Origin of the sequence: Coprococcus eutactus (assembly GCF_025149915.1) — a bacterium.
Taxonomy (GTDB): domain Bacteria; phylum Bacillota; class Clostridia; order Lachnospirales; family Lachnospiraceae; genus Coprococcus; species Coprococcus eutactus.
The window spans coordinates 2,518,904-2,536,215 of record NZ_CP102278.1 but is presented as its reverse complement, the minus strand read 5'-3'; the positions used below and the strand labels follow the sequence as shown (position 1 = coordinate 2,536,215).

Sequence of the window (17,312 nt, the reverse complement as noted above, 5' to 3'; positions counted from 1 at the left end):
AATCAGGGAGGTATAAAGATGGAATTGAACACAATATCAGGTCTGGCGATAGCGGGAGTTATCTGCTCCGTTGTCCTCTCGATGGGGGTACCGATTGCTTTGTTCATTGCAGGAAGGGTGAAGCTTAAGGCAAGGATTTCCTCGTTCTTTATCGGAGCAGGAACCTATCTGCTGTTTGCCATGCTGTTGGAGCAGCTGTTGCATGTTCTTGTCATTCGGTTCTGCGGACTGAACGCACAGAGCAGGCCATGGCTTTACTATGTGTACGCGGCTTTGGCTGCAGCTGTTTTTGAAGAGACCGGAAGACTGATTGCCATGAAGTTCTGGATGAAGAAATGGCTGGATTTTCCAAATGCACTGATGTATGGAATCGGGCATGGCGGTGTGGAGGCTATTCTGCTCGGAGGACTCTCCGGAATCAGCAATCTTGTGTCCATGCTGATGATCAACAGCGGAGCCATGCAGAATACGCTGGCGGCACTTCCTGCTGAGTCTGCAAATCAGACTGTGTCACAGCTGTCGGCCCTATGGACAACACCGGCACCACTCTTTTTTGTAAGCGGAATCGAAAGAATCAGTGCTATCATTCTGCATATCGGGTTGTCACTGCTGATCTACCGGGCGGTAAAGGCAGGCAAATACAGGACAGCGGCTTTTACAGCGGTTCTTGCATATGGGATTCATTTTATCGTGGACTTCTTTGCCGTGGCAGGTCCGGCGCTTCTTCCCATCTATGTGATTGAAATTGGTGTCTTTGTGATGGCAGCCGGAACTCTTGTTATGGCGCTGAAGATGGGAAGGATGGAAGAACTGTGAATTCCAGTTTTCTGCTATCATAAAACAGAATATATCTTACAGAACGCACCGTAGAAATACGGTGTTTTTTGTTATCCCAAACCCACAATTTCATACACAACCACAGGTTAGTACAAATACCTTGCGATTTTTTGAAAGGCTTAGAAAGGAAATTTCCCCTGATTTTCGCCCTGAGAAATGACACAAACAAGGCTTAATGTATCTTTCCTGTGGTTTTTATTTTCGGCAGGAAAGGAGGATTGCTTGCTCTGCCGAGAAAGGAGAACGAAATGGCGAAAAGCAACAAGGCGGATATGAGTTGTGCAAGGGTAAAAAGTACACCGTTTCTGATGTGAGCAAGGCGGAAAGGCACAACGAACGCAAGAATGAAACCTATGAAAATATAAATATGATTGAGGAACGCATACCCTATAATGTGCATTTCAAAAAGCCTTTTGCTCCGACCTATATGGAGCAATTAAAGCAGATGGAAGCTGACGGTATGGTGTCGCTTCGTGGGTTGAGAAAAGACGCAACGCTCTTTAACGAGATTGCGATTAAGTGCAAAGATGGATTTGATAATAAGTGGAACAATAAATATGTTGAGGTCACAGAACAAGTAGGGAGATTGGGTTGTTTCGGATTCATGATAATCAATATTCCGGGAACTTGGTTCGGGAGGTGGTCTGACGAAGCATTAGCACTTTCTATTATTCCTTCAATGTTGTTCTTATTTAGTGGGATTATGAGTAGGTCAGTGCTATTGATTATTGCATCAGTATTATTTGCACCAAGTCATATTGTGATTTCATATAAAAATGTAAAATAATATTTACAAATTCTAGTTTGTAGAATCAAGAAAATCGGTATTTAAGGAGGTCTTGTATGAAGAAAATCGTATGTACAATGCTATGTATTATGCTTTTATTTGTTTTGAGTGCTTGTGGTGGAGATGTCAGTGAAGTAAAAACTCATAATGTTGAATCTGAGAGCTATTCAGAAGAGGATATTAAAGCCGCTATTGACACAATAAAAAAGGAGTTTAAGAGTGACTGGAAAGGATGCACTCTCACAGAAATTTACTATGCCGGAGATGACTGCACGAAAGATCATAAAGATTGGGCAGACAGAAACAATGCAGATGAAGTCATTGTTTTATTATCTTCATTCGATGTTGATTCATCTGGTGGAGACGGGTCTTTGAATCCAAATAGTACATACAGTGATTGGAAGTGGATTTTAGTTAGAACAGATGGCGGAAAGTGGCAGCATGTTGACCATGGATATTAAGTCAAATTCCAGTTTGTTAAACTGACGAGATTAAAAATAATACAGAGATAAGACAATGCACGTATTTTCTAAAAACAATCATGCAATATTGTGTGATAGAAGTCCGGGAACACCCGGACTTCTTCTTATTTTGATAGAATCGACATGTGTGGCTATTAAAAACGTAACAAATTTATGACCAGTAATGGAAAAATGTGATATCACAGCGATACAAGGTCGGAAAAAATGCAAAGACAAAGCCAACAAGGTCGGAAAAAGTGCTGAAACAATGCTAGAATAGACCATAAAAAATGTGGTATACTATCAGAGAAAGGACGGTGTGATAATGTATCGATTTGCAATGAATGATCTGTTACAGTGGAAAGGGAAGAAAAATAGAAAACCTTTAATTATAATGGGAGCCAGACAGGTGGGAAAGACCTGGTTGATGAAGGAATTTGGAAAGAACTGTTATGAGAAAACAGCATACATTTCTTTTTATAACAACCAACGTATGAATGCGGTTTTTGAAAATGATTTTGATATTGAACGAATCATAATGAATTTAAATATTGAGTCAGGAGTAACAATTACTCCAGGGAATACATTGATTATTTTTGATGAGATCCAGAACACACCAAAAGCTTTAGAATCCTTGAAATATTTCTGCGAAGAAGCACCAGAATACCATATTATAGCAGCAGGGTCACTGCTGGGAGTGGCAATTCATGAGGGAGTGTCGTATCCGGTTGGTAAAGTTGACTTGTTGGATCTATATCCGCTTAACTTTAGAGAGTTTTTATATGCTATGGGCGAGAAAAAACTGGCAGATGAATTAAAAACAAAGGACTATTCCATTATTGATAATTTCTCTGACAAATACCTTTTCTGGTTAAAAAACTATTATTACACGGGAGGAATGCCTGCGGTAGTTGATGCTTTTCGACTAGACAAAGATTATACAGAAGTAAGGCAGATTCAAAGCGATATATTAAGACAGTATGAAGGGGATTTTGGAAAGCATATTGAAAGCAGGGTGCTTCCAAGAATCAGAATAGTGTGGAATTCTATCCCAATGCAGTTGGCAAAAGAAAACAAAAAATTCTTTTTTGGTCAAATAAAAAAGGGGGCTCGTAGCAGCGAGTTTGAAATAGCAATTCAATGGCTGCTTGACTGTGGACTGATTTATAAAGTTAATCGTGTAAATGAACCTCATATGCCTCTAAAAGCATATCAAAGCATGAATGCGTATAAATTGTTTATGCTGGATGTCGGATTGCTGGGGGCATTAAGTGAGTTGCCAGCGACATCCATATTGGAAGGAAATGATATTTTTATAGAATTTAAGGGTGCGCTTACAGAGCAATATGTGTTGCAGCAGTTGATTTCAGATACGCCGTACACACCATATTACTATGGGACAGAAAAAGCTACGTTTGAACAGGATTTTTTGATCCAAAAAGAGGCTGCAATTATACCTATTGAAGTAAAGGCAGAAACGAATATAAGGTCTCAGAGTCTAAAAGCATATTGCGATAAATTCCATCCTGAGAAAGCTGTACGTTTTTCAACTCTAAAGTATATGGATCAGGAATGGATGGTAAATATACCACTATATGCGGTATGTAATTTGTAAATTTGGGCTTGAAGGAGTGACAATATATGAAGTATTTATATTTGCATGGACTAGGACAAAAACCAGACAGTTGGAATAGAGTAATAAAAGAAACGAAGGTATCGGAAAGTAGTGTCAAATTGAGTTTGGCAGAGATGTTAGAAGGAAAATCTGCTACATATAAGGAATTATATTCGGCATTCTCATCAGAATGTGACAAGGTGAACGATGAAATTGTCTTATGTGGGCTTTCTCTAGGCGCTGTTTTGGCACTTAATTATGCGATAGACCACCCAGATAAAGTAAAGTCGCTCGTATTAATTGCAGCACAGTATAAAATGCCTCAAAAATTATTGAAAGTTCAGAATATGTTGTTTCATCTTATGCCGAATTCGGCATTCAGTAAAATGGGTTTCAAAAAAGCGGATGTTATCAGCCTGTGCGGGACGATGGCTGAATTGGATTTCAGTGACTCCCTGCATAAGGTGTCTTGTCCGGTATTGCTCATTTGTGGGGAAAAGGACGCTGCAAACAAAAAAACTTCAAAAGAACTTTGCCAATATTTTAACAACGCCTGTTTCCATGAACTTGCGAAAACAGGTCATGAAGCAAACATAGAAGCTCCGGAAGAGTTGGCGATCGTGTTGCAGAGATTTTATGATAATATCAGATAAAATTCAGTGGTGCGTCCAGACAAGGGCATGTGGTGATGTGAATTTATGGAGAAAGTTATGGACTGGTTAAATATATTCGGACTGATAATGATTGCAGTTATTATGATACCCAATATTATTTTTGCAGTTAGATGCAAAGAGGGATTTCAAAACAAATGGAGCAATAAATTTGTTGAGGTTGCAGAACAGATAGGAAGGTTTGGCTGCTTTGGTTTTATGATAATTAACATTCCTGGAACATGGTTCGGGTGGTGGTCTGACGAAGCATTTGCCATATACCTTATTGTGGACGCGATATTAGTAGTGTTGTATTGTGCAATTTGGATAATTTGCTTTAAGAAGAGCAGCATATTCAGAGCACTGGCGCTATCTGTTATTCCCTCAGTTTTGTTCTTGTTTAGTGGAATTATGAGCAGATCAATTCTGTTGCTTATCGCAGCAATATTGTTTGCGCCAAGCCATATTTTGCTTTCGTATAAGAACGCAAAATGATATTGGTCGACTTCAAGTTTGATGGACTGGTGATACACGGAAAATACTATTAGAGCAGGTAACATGCAGGTGGTCATATAACAGACGGCCTGCCGTTTTTGGTGTTTATATTATATATGAATGTGGAAAGATTCTAGAAGATATTTTGGTATATATTAACCGAAATATCTTTTGGAAGAAAATGTCATGGTAAAAGAAATTAAAAGAGATTACTATTTAGAACAACTTATAAATCGTGAAGGAAATGGTCTGAATAAAATTGTAACAGGAATAAGAAGAATTGCGACGTGTTTGTAACGGGAAGTAATGCAAAGTTTTTATCCAGAGATATAGCTACTGAATTTGGCAGCAGAGGGGATGAGGTTCATATGTACCCTTTGAGCTTTTCGGAATTTATGAGTTGTTATGATGGATAAATAGTAGGTGAAGTATGAAAAAGAAATATATAATAATATGTATGTTATTTATTATATTGATTGTTTCTGGATATCCTTATGTTAAAGCGGAAGTATTGACGCTAAAATATGGAACAGAATTTGATTTAGAGAGCTTTGAAATGATTGAAGATATTTCATATTGCAAGGTGTTAGAGTATGACAAACAAAAAGCTAAAGTGCTTTATGTATGTAAAGGTGAACTTTCCTTTTTAGTAACATATCAAAAAAATAGTGACTGGAAGGTTGAAACTTGGGAGAGTATTTGGTCAAAATCAGGAAGTGCGGATAGTTTCAGGTGGTTATTATATCATTGACCTCATCGGTGCCACCATGAAATATGTTTTATTAGCTTTCATTATGTTAATAGTTGAATTTGCTTTTTGTAAGCAATTATGCAAAAGGTAAATGATATAATCAATTAGGTTTTGGGATTTGTATAGGACAATATACTAAAGTAGGGGCAAGATTTATCGTTAAATCAATCATTTGTTGCAAAAATCAGAAGCATAAGTACAAATTACAGGAGGGTTCAAATGGGATTATTTGATAGATTTAAGAAGACATCAAAGGAAAGTTTATTAGGATATTTGCAAAATAGCATTTCAGATAATTCTAGCCTGGAACACATAGTAAGCGTGTTCGAAGAGATGTGTAATATGCCACTTAAAGAAGATATGATTTTATTTGAAACAGGAACCTATTCTTTTACAGGGAAACCTATGTTTAACTTTTCTTTGGTTAGACAATTTCCTAATGATGAGGAAGAGTATTATCAAATTCATGTGGATGTGTTATATATTCCAACGGAAGAAAATAAAGATTTTCAACGAACTATATGGAATGAGGATATTGAAGAAGATATATTCAGCTATATCAAAAAGACTCCGGAGTTTAATTTCTGTAAAGATAAGGTATTCAGCAAAATAGAAATATATTTGGATGAAACCTAACGTGAAAATCGGGATTTTATGAAATGTTAAGAGGAAGCTAATGAGAATGATGGTAGAAAAAAAGAAATCAATAGTTTTAATTATTATTTTACTTACAATTGTTGTTATTTTTATTTGTGGTCGATATTATTTTGCACACAATAAAAGTTATAAAAATGAGGCAATTGAAAAAGGTGATTATATATATCTTAATGGAGTTAGATATTCTCAAACATCGAAACTAGAAAATTATAAAATATCAAATGTGGTAATTTGTACATCCGACAGTGGGAGAAAATTATATGAGATAGAAGAATATCCTGATTATGAATATATCGCGGGATATTATGCATGGGACGGCGTAATATATAAAAAAGATGAAACAGACTGATAACTTCCAGTTTGGAGAATTGAAAAAAATGGGATTTACCTATTAAGACATATAAACTGTTGACAATAAAGCTCCTATATAGTATGTTTTTAATAAACTACTATATAGGAGCTTTTGTATGGAAATGAATGGAGGATTTCTTGTCACCAAAATAAAACAGCTTGGAGACCGGATTTTCGAGAAGATTCTCAGTGAAAAGAATATTGATGCGTTTAATGGAGCCCAGGGGCGTATTCTTTATGTACTGTGGCAGGAGGATGGTATCTCAATCAGGTCACTCTCGACTAAATGCGGATTAGCGATAACATCTCTTACTACGATGCTGGAAAGAATGGAAAATCAAGGGCTGATAAGCCGTGTTCAGTCTGAAACGGACAAAAGAAAAACACTCCTGTTTCTGACTGAGAAAGCACATGCCTTAAAGGGTGAGTACGATTCTGTATCTGATGAGATGGGCAGTATTTACTACAAAGGTTTTTCAGAGGAAGAAATTACCCGGTTTGAGGAATGCCTCGACCGCATCAGAAAGAATCTTGAGGAGTGGCAGAAGTCATGAGTATTTGTATCAAAGATCAGATTCAGAACATGAATATCGTCATTGGCTGCACAGTGGGGTGTACATATTGCTATGCCCGCAACAACGTGAAACGCTGGCATATGATTGATGACTTCTCTGACCCTGAATTCTTTCCGGGTAAGCTCAAGATGATGGAAAAGAAACGTCCGAAGAACTTTCTTCTTACCGGGATGAGCGATCTCTCCGGATGGAAGCCGGAATGGAGAGACGAGGTATTTGCAAAGATCCGTGAAAATCCACAGCATCAGTTCCTGTTCCTTACCAAGCGACCTGATTTGCTGGATTTTGATACCGATCTGGAAAACGCATGGTTTGGCGTTACGGTAACGAGGAAAGCAGAACTGTGGCGTATCGACGCCCTTCGGAAAAACGTCAGAGCAAAACATTACCATGTTACCTTTGAGCCGTTATTCGACGATCCCGGCATAGTTGACCTTTCCGGAATCAATTGGATTGTTGTCGGCACCATGACCGGAGCTCAGAGCAGGAAGACTCATACGGAGCCGGAATGGGCATGGTCTCTGACGGACCAGGCACATAAGCTCGGCATTCCGGTGTTTATGAAGGAAGACCTTGTCCCTATCATAGGGGATGAAAATATGATTCAGGAAATGCCGGAAGAATTTAATAAAGTGTTAGAGGAACAGAAATCATGGAAGAAGTAATAAATGGAATCCTCATTCGTGAGGTGGAAACAAAGAACATCATGACTAAGTCTAGTCTGCCGGTAGGCGGTTACTCGGTCAATCCCTATGTAGGCTGTACACATGCCTGCAAGTATTGCTATGCTTCTTTTATGAAGCGCTTTACCGGGCACAAGGAGGAATGGGGCACTTTCCTTGATGTGAAGCATTGGCCGGAAATTAAAAATCTGAAGAAATATGCCGGACAGCGCGTGGTCATCGGTTCTGTGACAGATGGCTACAATCCACAGGAGGAGCAATTCGGGAATACCAGAAAACTTCTGGAGCAGCTGATCGGCAGTGACGCAGATATTCTGATCTGCACAAAGTCGGATCTTGTGGTACGGGATATTGATCTGTTGAAGAAACTTGGACGTGTAACCGTTTCATGGTCGATCAACACACTAGATGAAAATTTCAAGAACGATATGGATTCTGCTTCGAGCATTGAGCACCGTATCGCTGCTATGAAACAGGTATATGAAGCAGGTATCCGTACAGTCTGTTTCGTATCCCCGGTATTCCCTGGTATCACGGATTTTGAAGCAATCTTTAAGCGGGTAAAGAATCAGTGCGATCTGTTCTGGCTCGAAAATCTCAATCTTCGAGGCGGTTTCAAAAAGACAATTATGGATTATATCGCCGGAAAATATCCTGATCTTGTACCACTTTACGACGAGATCTATAACAAGCATAACCGCAGCTACTTTGAAGCACTTGAAGTAAAAGCTGAGAAAATGGCTAAGAAGTATGATTGTGCCTTTGTGGATAATGAAATGCCTTATGGCAGAGTCCCGCAGGGACATCCGGTGATCGTAGATTATTTCTATCATGAGGAAATCCGTGGGACAGAGAATACCGGAAAAAGAAATCGCTAAATTCCCGTTTATTGGGAAGTCGCAGAGAACGAAAAATCGGAATTTAATGAATTAGTCACAAATTACGGGTAAGTAACAAGGATTTATGGAGAATTTACATAGTATGGAGTTTGAAAAATACAAAAAATATTTAATCAGTACTTGGTTGCCGGAGTATGAAGCAGAACATACGGAGAGAGATTTGATGGTGGAAGGGTGGAATATGTTATTAGATGAAGTTTTTTCACCATTGATTGCTAAAGAACTAGGCATGCGATATCTTGGTAATCGTATCTGGGCTGATGATTATTGCAATCATCGTCGCAGGGTATTAAGTCTATTCCAGCAAACTGATTTAGGTGGAAGCTTTAAGTGGGGATGGAACTATGATTTTATTCCCAAAATGTCAGCGAAAAAAGCAGTTTATGTTAGAACGGATAAGAGTATATTTACGCATTTTTTTGAAAACATTTGGGAAAACCATAATAAGATAGTTGAAGGAAAATGTCAAAAAGCAGATATGACGTTTAATCGCTGTTATATAGACAGTGCAGATTTTGAAAATTCTATGAGGCAAAGGGTAAAAGCGTATGAAGCTGCTTTTTATTATACTCTGCCTCTTATTAGATCCTTTTATGAAGAGACCAAAACCTATGAGCAAAGCATAAAAATGATAAACACCCTATTAGAAAGCTCTTACTATCGATTGATACAGGGAAATTATCTATATTTAACCAAAATATTTTTGCAACAATATGTGTCCTTAGGAGAAGAAAATGAGAAAGAGTTGCGAGAATTGTTTGTAAATGATAATACCAGAGAAAGCTTTTTGAAAAAATTTGCTCAGATACCAAAGGATTATAGATAGTCATGTATATTACGAACGGAATGTAGATGTGTATAACTTCAAGTTTGTCAGAATGAAAAATCAAGTGTAGAAGGACACATGACAGGTGGGATTTGGAATGATTCAGACAAAGAGAAAGATGGATTATGTCCGACCATTTGAACAGGTATTACAGGAAGAATCTCATCCTGCGAATCAGACAGCATATATTGATATTATCCGGGGACCGGAGAAACTGGCGGAAAATAAATATGAAAGATATTACCTTGTAACAACGGCAGAGGGAAGTAAATTCCTAAAAGTTATTTTTAGCACTTGTTGTGAGGTGACTGTTTAAAGAAAAAGACCCAAAATCAATGATTTAGGGCTTGAAACTATAGGAAGGAGCAGATTTGATATATGGGTTTATTTAATAAAATGAAAAAATTTTTTTCGTGCTTTAAGTATAAGCTGGACAGAGAGATTTTAAGGGAATATCTCCAGCATACAATTAATTTTGCTGTCGAGAATAAGTTGCCATTTTGTGATGAATTTTATATTGCTGACAGTCTTGATGCAAAGGATAGATTACATGTCGCTATCCTAAATTATGATGTACCGGGAGAGGCTGTTTATGAGATTGAGAAGAGTTTTAAGGGAATAGTTATTTTTGCGAATCACGAGAAATGTTACAATCCGGAAAATGATCACAAGTATATTAATGCGGAAGATTTTATAAGCCGAGAACTTTGCACGTTGCCAGAAGAGTTTTTTGTATTTATGGATATGGCGCCGACTATGCTTGAACAGTATGAGATTTAGGGACGTTCCTTTTGTCACAATGAGCGTCCCCTGTCTTACTTATAACATGCCACAGGGACACTCCTCGTGCCAAAAGGAACGTCCCCATATTATCAGAATGAGAGCGAGGGAAAATGCATGGATATGTTACAGTTGATGAAGGAGCGGCACAGTGTGCGGCAATATAAGGATAAGCCAATCAAGCAGGAGAAACGTGCGGAGATCGACAGGCTTATCTCTGAGATAAATTCTGAGAGCGGACTGAGCATGCAGGCGGTCTACGATGAGCCGAACTGTTTTGATTCGTTTATGGCGCATTATGGCAAATTCACAAATGTTTCTAATTATATAGCGATAGTTGGCGCGAAGAACGACCAGGAAAAGGCCGGCTACTATGGTGAAAAGCTGGTGCTTGGATGTCAGGAACTTGGACTTAACACATGCTGGGTTGCAATGTCACATGGTAAGACCAAGGCAGTCATAGGCAAAGGACAGAAACTGCTGATAGTGATTGCCCTTGGGTATGGTGAGAATCAGGGTGTTGCCCACAAGAGCAAAGATATATCAGAAATCAGCAGGGCAGATGTGGAGACAGATTGGTTCACAAAGGGGATGGAGGCGGTGTGTCTGGCACCGACAGCAGTGAACCAGCAGAAGTTCATGTTTGAGCTGAGAGAGGGTGTGGTGACAGCGAAAGCTCCGAGAGGAATATGCACGAAGATAGATCTTGGAATTGCCAAATACCACTTTGAGGCTGGGAGTGGACACAAAGTCTTCACAAAATAATTAGCACTCGCCTCTTGACAGTGCTAACAACTAGGTGTATAACATAGTTAAAGATAAGGAAAGGGATTAGAAAGAAGAGAAAGAATCCCGAAAGCTTATCTTGATAATTATTTTGAAAGTAACAGTAAACAAAAAGTCTAAGTGCCTTGGGGTTTCATAAGAAACCACAATTTCCGACACTTGTTTGAGATTGAAAGGAGAAATGACTTATGTTACCTAGTATTTTTGGAGAAGATTTATTTGATGATTGGATGAATGACTATTTCCCATTTGGAAGGGATTTTGACAAGGAGTTCAGTAAAGCGTTAGCACCTACCGAGCATGCTCTGTATGGCAAGCATGCAAAGAACATGATGAAGACCGATGTCCGTGAGACAGACGATTCATATGAAGTAGATATGGATCTCCCAGGATTCAAGAAAGATGAAGTAAAGGTTCAGCTTGCTGATGGTTACCTGACGATTGAGGCTGCAAAGGGTCTGGATAAGGATGAGAAAGACAAGAAGAGCGGCAAGTACATCAGGCGTGAGCGTTATGCCGGCAGCATGAGCAGAAGCTTCTATGTCGGTGAAGGAGTTACTCAGGAAGACATTCATGCAAAGTATGAACATGGCGTACTGAAACTGTCGATTCCTAAGAAGGAAGAGCAGAAGAAAGTAGAGAAGAGTAATTACATCGCAATCGAATAATGTAAGAACTGCGTGATTACTTAATAACAGATGACTAATATTCGTAGAGCCCTCCGTGTATCTGCAAGGTGCAGGTATGCGGGGGGCTCTTTTGCTTGCCTGTTCCAGGGACACTCCTCATGACAAAAGAAACGTCCCCATTAAAGTATCCCCATTAAAGTATCAGCCATGAAAACAATATGACAGCCAAAGGCATGGTTATGATACAGAACAAAGTAGTAAATACATTTAAAAGACTGGAGTATGTTGCATCTTTGTTATATACCTGAACCATCTGGGTGATTGTTGAAGCTGATGGCGTGATGGAGGCAAGGTATACTATGAGTAGTAAGGTTCTTCCGTCTGGAATAAATTCGTACACATGACTTACACACATTATAAGCAGCAAAATAGTAGGCCAGATAACGAGCCTGATGGCAGAGAAAAGGTATAGTTTTGCATTCTTCAGGCTGGCCAGAATCGGCGAATCAGCCATCAGCATACCAGTTACTATCATGCTTAGAGGTGCAAGCATATTCCCAATGTCATTTATCGGGGCAAGGATGACGGCTGGCAGTTTTATCTTGCAGAAAAATAGCAGGAGACCTGCTATTATGGCTAATACATTTATATTGGATATTATCTTTTTCCATTCCAGGTGTGGCTTTTCGGAGAGCATTGTGCTGCAGTGTGTCCAGAGAAATATCAGTTGTACAGACATAAATGCGCATGAATACAGTACATAGTCGGAACCCAGAATAGCACTTACAAGTGGGATAATCATATTTCCAGAGTTGGAATACATGACAGTTGCACATTCAACTGGGGTCCAGTGCCAAAATTTCCTTCCGATATTTATAAAAATCAAAAGCAGAACATGTATAATGACCGCAATGACAGCGGAAAATAACAGTCCCTGCAGTTTTTCTTTTGTAAAATCAATCTCAAATGAACCAATTATGGCACAGGGCATCACCAGGTATACCACGATGATAGATAATATCCGGCTGTCAGATGATTTTAATATATTTTTGTTGACAAGAATAAATCCAAGCAGGATCATAATAAAAAAGTTAATAAGCTTTCCGAGCAAAATTATACTTATCTGCATAGCGATTACCTCTTTTCGTTTCTGTATTATAATACTATTCCTCTAAAAAAACATCCCTGAATGCTGACTTGTCAAAACTACATGAATGCGATAAAATATGTGCAATTTGTAGAGAACTTGTAAATGGTATCCAAAATAAGGAGAGATGACATACTATGAATTCGCGTAAAAACCATAATAAAAAGCTTATGTTGCCGGTTCTCATTTTTCTGGTTGGCTGTCTGGTTTTGACAGTAGTTTTATATCATTCATATAGATCAAATTATAAACAGGTACGGAATGTCACAGCGCTTAATGCCGCAACATATGCAGAACGACTACAGAATGACATGAACCGTGGAGTTGCAATTACAGATACACTTGAAGAGATAGCAATCAGCGAAAATGGGAAAATTGACAATTTTCAAAAAGTTGCTCGGGATCTGATGGCAGATTTTATTCAGAGCATACAGATTGCGCCTGACGGTGTTGTCACAGATATATATCCGGAGGCAGGGAATGAAGCTGGAAAGATAGATTTGATGCATGATGAAAGTCGTGGAGAGATATGCCGCTATGGAAGAGATAAAAATATAGTCACGATGCAGGGCCCTTTTGATTTAAAACAGGGGGGGCAGGGCATTGCGATTAGAAATCCTGTATATCTGGAGGGGGCAGATGGCTCTCAAGTATTTTGGGGATTTACCATAGTAATTATACGTGTTCCGGAGATATTTACAGAATCAATTCAGGCACTCACAAAATTCGGTTATGATTACTCCCTGACAAAGACAGTTTCCCCTTTGTCTGATGATACAGAGATAGTATCATCATCCGGCAATATTATGAAGAATCCGATTACATTTGAGTTTGAATTTTGCGGCAGTCTATTTGATTTTGAGGTAATGCCTGCTGATGGCTGGAGTCACGGGTGGAATGTATTTCCGCAGCTGTTTTTGGGAATATGTGTTATTTTGCTCTTAACTGGATTAACGGTGGTCATCCTTGTGATTGAGAGAAATCGAGATACATTAAAAAAAATGGCGATAACAGATCCGCTGACCGGACTCTTGAATCGTAAGGGGTTTGACGAACAGCTCAAAAATGTTATGCAGGGCGATCTTCATATTCATTGCGTGGGTATACAGATGGATATTGATGATTTTAAATTTATAAATGATATGTATGGTCATGTAGTTGGAGATGCCGCACTGAAAAGTCTTGCACAGGACATGCAGAGCTATTTCAATGATAATTCTATTATTTGCAGAAATGGCGGTGATGAGTTCTCTGCCATTCTGGTTGACACAACAGAGGAAGAGACAAGAAAGAAAATAGAACAATTTACTCTTCAGCCACGGTATATAACATATAATGGTGGGGAGCATCCATTTTACATTTCTCTTGGGTATGCAGAATATCCAAAAGATTGTGAAGATGTTTCGGAGCTTATCAGATGCGCGGATATGGCACTTTACGCGGTAAAACTTCATGGAAAGCATAATTGCAGTCCTTATCGAGGAGCTTATAAGATGCAGCACAGAAGCCAGCTTGGGTTTGCACTTCAGGATGTATCAAAGAATCTTCCGGGAGCTTTCCTTATATATATAGCTGATCCTGAAAATGATAATATTTTATTTGCAAATCGTGAACTGATAGAATTTGCTGGCTGCAGGGATTTTGATGATTTTCTGGATTACACAGATCATAGATTCAGAAACCTGATCCATCCAGACGAACGGGATTCTGTTGAGACCAGCATCTGGAAACAGATTGATGCAAAGACCAATGGAAATAATGACTATGTAAGGTTCCATTTTGCAAAAAAAGATGGAACATATCTTCCTGTTCTTGATCACGGAAGAATTGTGGAAAACCGTTATTATGGAAATGTATTCTACGTTTTGATCATGGACTGCGCTCTGGTTGAATCTTATTATGATAACAAAATAGGTCTGGAAACTGTGCCGGAATAGCGGATTGGCTATTACAGGAATAGGACACAAAATCTTCACAAAAGAATTAGCACTCACCTCTTGACAGCGCTAACAACTAGGTGTATAACATAGTTAAAGATAAGGAAAGGGATTAGAAAGAAGAGAAAGAATCCCGAAAGCTTATCTTGACAATTATTTTGAAAGTAACAGTAAACAAAAAGTCTAAGTGCCTTGGGGTTTCATAAGAAGCCACAATTTCCGACACTTGTTTGAGATTGAAAGGAGAAATGACTTATGTTACCTAGTATTTTTGGAGAAGATTTATTTGATGATTGGATGAATGACTATTTCCCATTTGGAAAGGATTTTGACAAGGAGTTCAGTAAAGCGTTAGCACCTACCGAGCGTGCGCTGTATGGTAAGCATGCAAAGAACATGATGAAGACCGATGTCCGTGAGACAGACGATTCATACGAAGTAGATATGGATCTCCCAGGATTCAATAAAGATGAAGTAAAGGTTCAGCTTGCTGATGGTTACCTGACAATTGAGGCTGCAAAGGGTCTGGATAAGGATGAGAAGGACAAGAAGAGCGGCAAGTACATCAGGCGTGAGCGTTATGCCGGCAGCATGAGCAGAAGCTTCTATGTCGGTGAGGGAGTTACCCAGGAAGACATTCATGCAAAGTATGAACATGGCGTACTGAAGCTGTCGATTCCTAAGAAGGAAGAGCAGAAGAAAGTAGAGAAGAGTAATTACATCGCAATCGAATAATGTAAGAAATGCATAATTACTTAATAACAGATGACTAATATTCGTAGAGCCCTCTGTGTATCTGCAAGGTGCAGGTATGCGGGGGGCTTTTTTGCGTTCTGCTATTAGATGTAAATGAGCATTGTTCCAGTGAAAGTGGAAAATATTATGACTATTTTGGCTGGAATATTGTAAATGCTGGTAAATTTTTTCATTGATATTTACACAGAATATCTCTAAAAATGTTGAAATGGCATTTGATTTATTTGATAATAGTGATTGAGACTGGTGATGGAGGACAATCGGTGAAACGTTATTCAATAAAGGGGGATTTATATGTTCGATTTTCAGCAAATGTATAGAGAAAAGCTGCGTACACCGGAGGCTGCGGTGGAGTGTGTCAAGGATGGAGACTGGGTCGATTACACATCGTCCCTTGGAAAACCTGTACTACTTGACAGAGCACTGGCAAAGCGGAGAGATGAGCTGCACGATGTGAAGATCAGGGGCAATCTGATGGCTGGGCCTATAGAGGTTGCAGAGTGCGATGACAGTCAGGAGCATTTTGTGTATCATAGCTGGCACTGTTCGCAGTACGAGAGAAAGCTGTGCGATGAGGGCAAATGCTATTATATACCGATGGTGTTCCACAATAATGCGGCTTACTATGAGTATTTCCTCCATGTAAATGTGGTCATGGTGTCGGTGGGACCTATGGACAAGCATGGTTATTTTAACTTCTCGGTAAATACCGGTGTGGCTGCCCCTATTGCCAGGAAGGCGGACATCGTTATAGTTGAGGTGAATGAGCACATGCCTAAGATACGCGGTGGATATGACGAGTGTATTCACATATCGGATGTGGATATGATCGTAGAGGGGGAGCACGAGCCATTTGCTGATGTGAAAACACAGGCACCGCGGGAGGTTGACCGGAAGATAGCGGAGCTGCTCATTCCGTATATTGTGGACGGTTCAACACTGCAGCTTGGTATCGGAGGAATGCCAAATGCGGTGGGTGAGATGCTGGCTCAGTCGGATCTCAAGGATCTTGCCATGCACACGGAGCTCTGCTCGGATGCATATCTTGCCCTGTACAAGGCGGGCAAGCTGACAAATAAATACAAGAACATAGATCGTGGAAAAGGCGTATTTGGCTGTGCCATCGGCTCAAATGAGCTGTATGAGTGGCTGGACGACAATCCAGGAATCGCCGCATATCCACTTGAGTATGTGAACAGGCCATATGTCATATCGCAGATAGACAACATGGTGTCCATAAACAGCTGTGTGGCTGTGGATTTGTACGGACAGGTTGCGGCGGAGAGCAGTGGTTCACGCCAGATCAGCGGAACCGGCGGACAGCTTGATTTCCTGATCGGAGCATCGGGCTCTCGTGGCGGCAAGGCGTTTATCTGCATGAGTTCCACTCACACCGACAGGAATGGAATGAAGCATTCCAGGGTAAAGCCACAGTTCAACGGAGATATCATCACCTCGCCGAGAAGTCAGGTGTATTTTTTGGCGACAGAGTACGGTGTGATAAACCTTGAAGGGCGTTCCACATGGGAGAGAGCGGAGGCACTGATATCCATAGCTCATCCTGATTTCCGGGACATGCTGATAAAGGAGGCCCAGGAGAGAAAGATCTGGCGGAGGTCGAATAAGAGATGATGAGGTTATGATAAAGAGGGAACTGCGTGTTCTTCAAATGGTGAAGAAACAGATGGAA

At 39.7% G+C, this 17,312-nt stretch carries 21 protein-coding genes and 1 pseudogene; 21 read left to right on the top strand and 1 reads right to left on the bottom strand.

The features are described 5' to 3' along the window. Nucleotides 1–18: 18 nt before the first annotated feature. The 18 genes and pseudogenes from NQ536_RS11280 (at nucleotide 19) to NQ536_RS11190 (ending at nucleotide 11,821) form a co-directional block, all read left to right on the top strand. A complete protein-coding gene (locus tag NQ536_RS11280) occupies nucleotides 19–816 on the top strand; it encodes a YhfC family intramembrane metalloprotease (protein ID WP_227909633.1) in 798 nt (265 codons plus the stop codon). 196 nt (nucleotides 817–1,012) lie between these two features. Beyond that, nucleotides 1,013–1,624: a plasmid recombination protein gene (locus tag NQ536_RS13875; protein ID WP_004853443.1), complete on the top strand. Its 612-nt coding sequence runs from the start codon at nucleotides 1,013–1,015 to the stop codon at nucleotides 1,622–1,624. 56 nt (nucleotides 1,625–1,680) lie between these two features. Next, nucleotides 1,681–2,085, top strand: coding sequence for an LptM family lipoprotein (locus tag NQ536_RS11265; protein ID WP_004853444.1), 405 nt, complete (start codon nucleotides 1,681–1,683; stop codon nucleotides 2,083–2,085). 427 nt (nucleotides 2,086–2,512) lie between these two features. Then, nucleotides 2,513–3,700, top strand: a complete 1,188-nt coding sequence (locus tag NQ536_RS11260; protein WP_334303825.1) for an ATP-binding protein — start codon at nucleotides 2,513–2,515, stop codon at nucleotides 3,698–3,700. Between the two features lie 26 nt (nucleotides 3,701–3,726). Next, nucleotides 3,727–4,353, top strand: a complete 627-nt coding sequence (locus NQ536_RS11255; RefSeq protein WP_004853450.1) for an alpha/beta fold hydrolase — start codon at nucleotides 3,727–3,729, stop codon at nucleotides 4,351–4,353. Nucleotides 4,354–4,398: 45 nt separating this feature from the next. Next, nucleotides 4,399–4,845 (top strand): hypothetical protein, encoded by a 447-nt coding sequence (locus NQ536_RS11250; protein WP_004853452.1) that lies wholly within the window; start codon nucleotides 4,399–4,401, stop codon nucleotides 4,843–4,845. A gap of 278 nt (nucleotides 4,846–5,123) precedes the next feature. Beyond that, a pseudogene (locus NQ536_RS14050) lies at nucleotides 5,124–5,258 on the top strand (AAA family ATPase); the annotation flags it as partial. A gap of 17 nt (nucleotides 5,259–5,275) precedes the next feature. Continuing rightward, the gene (locus NQ536_RS11240) at nucleotides 5,276–5,596 is read left to right on the top strand and encodes a hypothetical protein (RefSeq protein ID WP_004853459.1); all 321 of its coding nucleotides are present in this window, start codon (nucleotides 5,276–5,278) and stop codon (nucleotides 5,594–5,596) included. 219 nt (nucleotides 5,597–5,815) lie between these two features. Continuing rightward, on the top strand, nucleotides 5,816–6,232 hold the full coding sequence (locus NQ536_RS11235) for a hypothetical protein (RefSeq protein ID WP_004853461.1): 417 nt from the start codon (nucleotides 5,816–5,818) through the stop codon (nucleotides 6,230–6,232). 40 nt (nucleotides 6,233–6,272) lie between these two features. Further along, nucleotides 6,273–6,602: a hypothetical protein gene (locus NQ536_RS11230; protein ID WP_227909634.1), complete on the top strand. Its 330-nt coding sequence runs from the start codon at nucleotides 6,273–6,275 to the stop codon at nucleotides 6,600–6,602. A gap of 118 nt (nucleotides 6,603–6,720) precedes the next feature. Further along, nucleotides 6,721–7,158 (top strand): radical SAM mobile pair system MarR family transcriptional regulator, encoded by a 438-nt coding sequence (locus NQ536_RS11225; RefSeq protein ID WP_004853467.1) that lies wholly within the window; start codon nucleotides 6,721–6,723, stop codon nucleotides 7,156–7,158. Continuing rightward, nucleotides 7,155–7,844, top strand: coding sequence for a radical SAM mobile pair protein A (locus tag NQ536_RS11220; protein WP_004853469.1), 690 nt, complete (start codon nucleotides 7,155–7,157; stop codon nucleotides 7,842–7,844). The genes NQ536_RS11225 and NQ536_RS11220 overlap by 4 nt, the downstream gene beginning before the upstream one ends. Beyond that, nucleotides 7,832–8,740 (top strand): radical SAM mobile pair protein B, encoded by a 909-nt coding sequence (locus NQ536_RS11215; RefSeq protein WP_004853470.1) that lies wholly within the window; start codon nucleotides 7,832–7,834, stop codon nucleotides 8,738–8,740. The genes NQ536_RS11220 and NQ536_RS11215 overlap by 13 nt, the downstream gene beginning before the upstream one ends. A 103-nt stretch (nucleotides 8,741–8,843) precedes the next feature. Continuing rightward, nucleotides 8,844–9,587 (top strand): hypothetical protein, encoded by a 744-nt coding sequence (locus tag NQ536_RS11210; protein ID WP_044998366.1) that lies wholly within the window; start codon nucleotides 8,844–8,846, stop codon nucleotides 9,585–9,587. A 97-nt stretch (nucleotides 9,588–9,684) separates the two neighbouring features. Then, nucleotides 9,685–9,903, top strand: coding sequence for a hypothetical protein (locus NQ536_RS11205; protein ID WP_004853474.1), 219 nt, complete (start codon nucleotides 9,685–9,687; stop codon nucleotides 9,901–9,903). A gap of 62 nt (nucleotides 9,904–9,965) precedes the next feature. Beyond that, nucleotides 9,966–10,367 carry a hypothetical protein gene (locus NQ536_RS11200; protein ID WP_004853476.1) on the top strand — a complete coding sequence of 134 codons (402 nt, stop codon included), beginning with the start codon at nucleotides 9,966–9,968 and terminating at the stop codon, nucleotides 10,365–10,367. Between the two features lie 123 nt (nucleotides 10,368–10,490). Beyond that, nucleotides 10,491–11,132 carry a nitroreductase family protein gene (locus NQ536_RS11195; RefSeq protein ID WP_317134906.1) on the top strand — a complete coding sequence of 214 codons (642 nt, stop codon included), beginning with the start codon at nucleotides 10,491–10,493 and terminating at the stop codon, nucleotides 11,130–11,132. A gap of 209 nt (nucleotides 11,133–11,341) precedes the next feature. Next, nucleotides 11,342–11,821: an Hsp20/alpha crystallin family protein gene (locus NQ536_RS11190; protein WP_055145672.1), complete on the top strand. Its 480-nt coding sequence runs from the start codon at nucleotides 11,342–11,344 to the stop codon at nucleotides 11,819–11,821. Between the two features lie 154 nt (nucleotides 11,822–11,975). On the opposite strand, the gene NQ536_RS11185 is transcribed toward NQ536_RS11190, so the two are convergent. Further along, a complete protein-coding gene (locus tag NQ536_RS11185) occupies nucleotides 11,976–12,911 on the bottom strand; it encodes an AEC family transporter (protein WP_004849828.1) in 936 nt (311 codons plus the stop codon). 155 nt (nucleotides 12,912–13,066) lie between these two features. On the opposite strand from NQ536_RS11185, the gene NQ536_RS11180 reads away from it, so the two are divergent. From NQ536_RS11180 to NQ536_RS11170, 3 genes are all read left to right on the top strand, one after another. Beyond that, nucleotides 13,067–14,866: a diguanylate cyclase domain-containing protein gene (locus NQ536_RS11180; RefSeq protein ID WP_004849826.1), complete on the top strand. Its 1,800-nt coding sequence runs from the start codon at nucleotides 13,067–13,069 to the stop codon at nucleotides 14,864–14,866. Nucleotides 14,867–15,121: 255 nt separating this feature from the next. After that, nucleotides 15,122–15,601, top strand: coding sequence for an Hsp20/alpha crystallin family protein (locus NQ536_RS11175; protein ID WP_118017860.1), 480 nt, complete (start codon nucleotides 15,122–15,124; stop codon nucleotides 15,599–15,601). Nucleotides 15,602–15,916: 315 nt separating this feature from the next. Further along, complete coding sequence (locus NQ536_RS11170) at nucleotides 15,917–17,254, top strand: acetyl-CoA hydrolase/transferase family protein (RefSeq protein WP_004849834.1); 1,338 nt, start codon at nucleotides 15,917–15,919, stop codon at nucleotides 17,252–17,254. The last annotated feature ends 58 nt before the right edge of the window (nucleotides 17,255–17,312 follow it).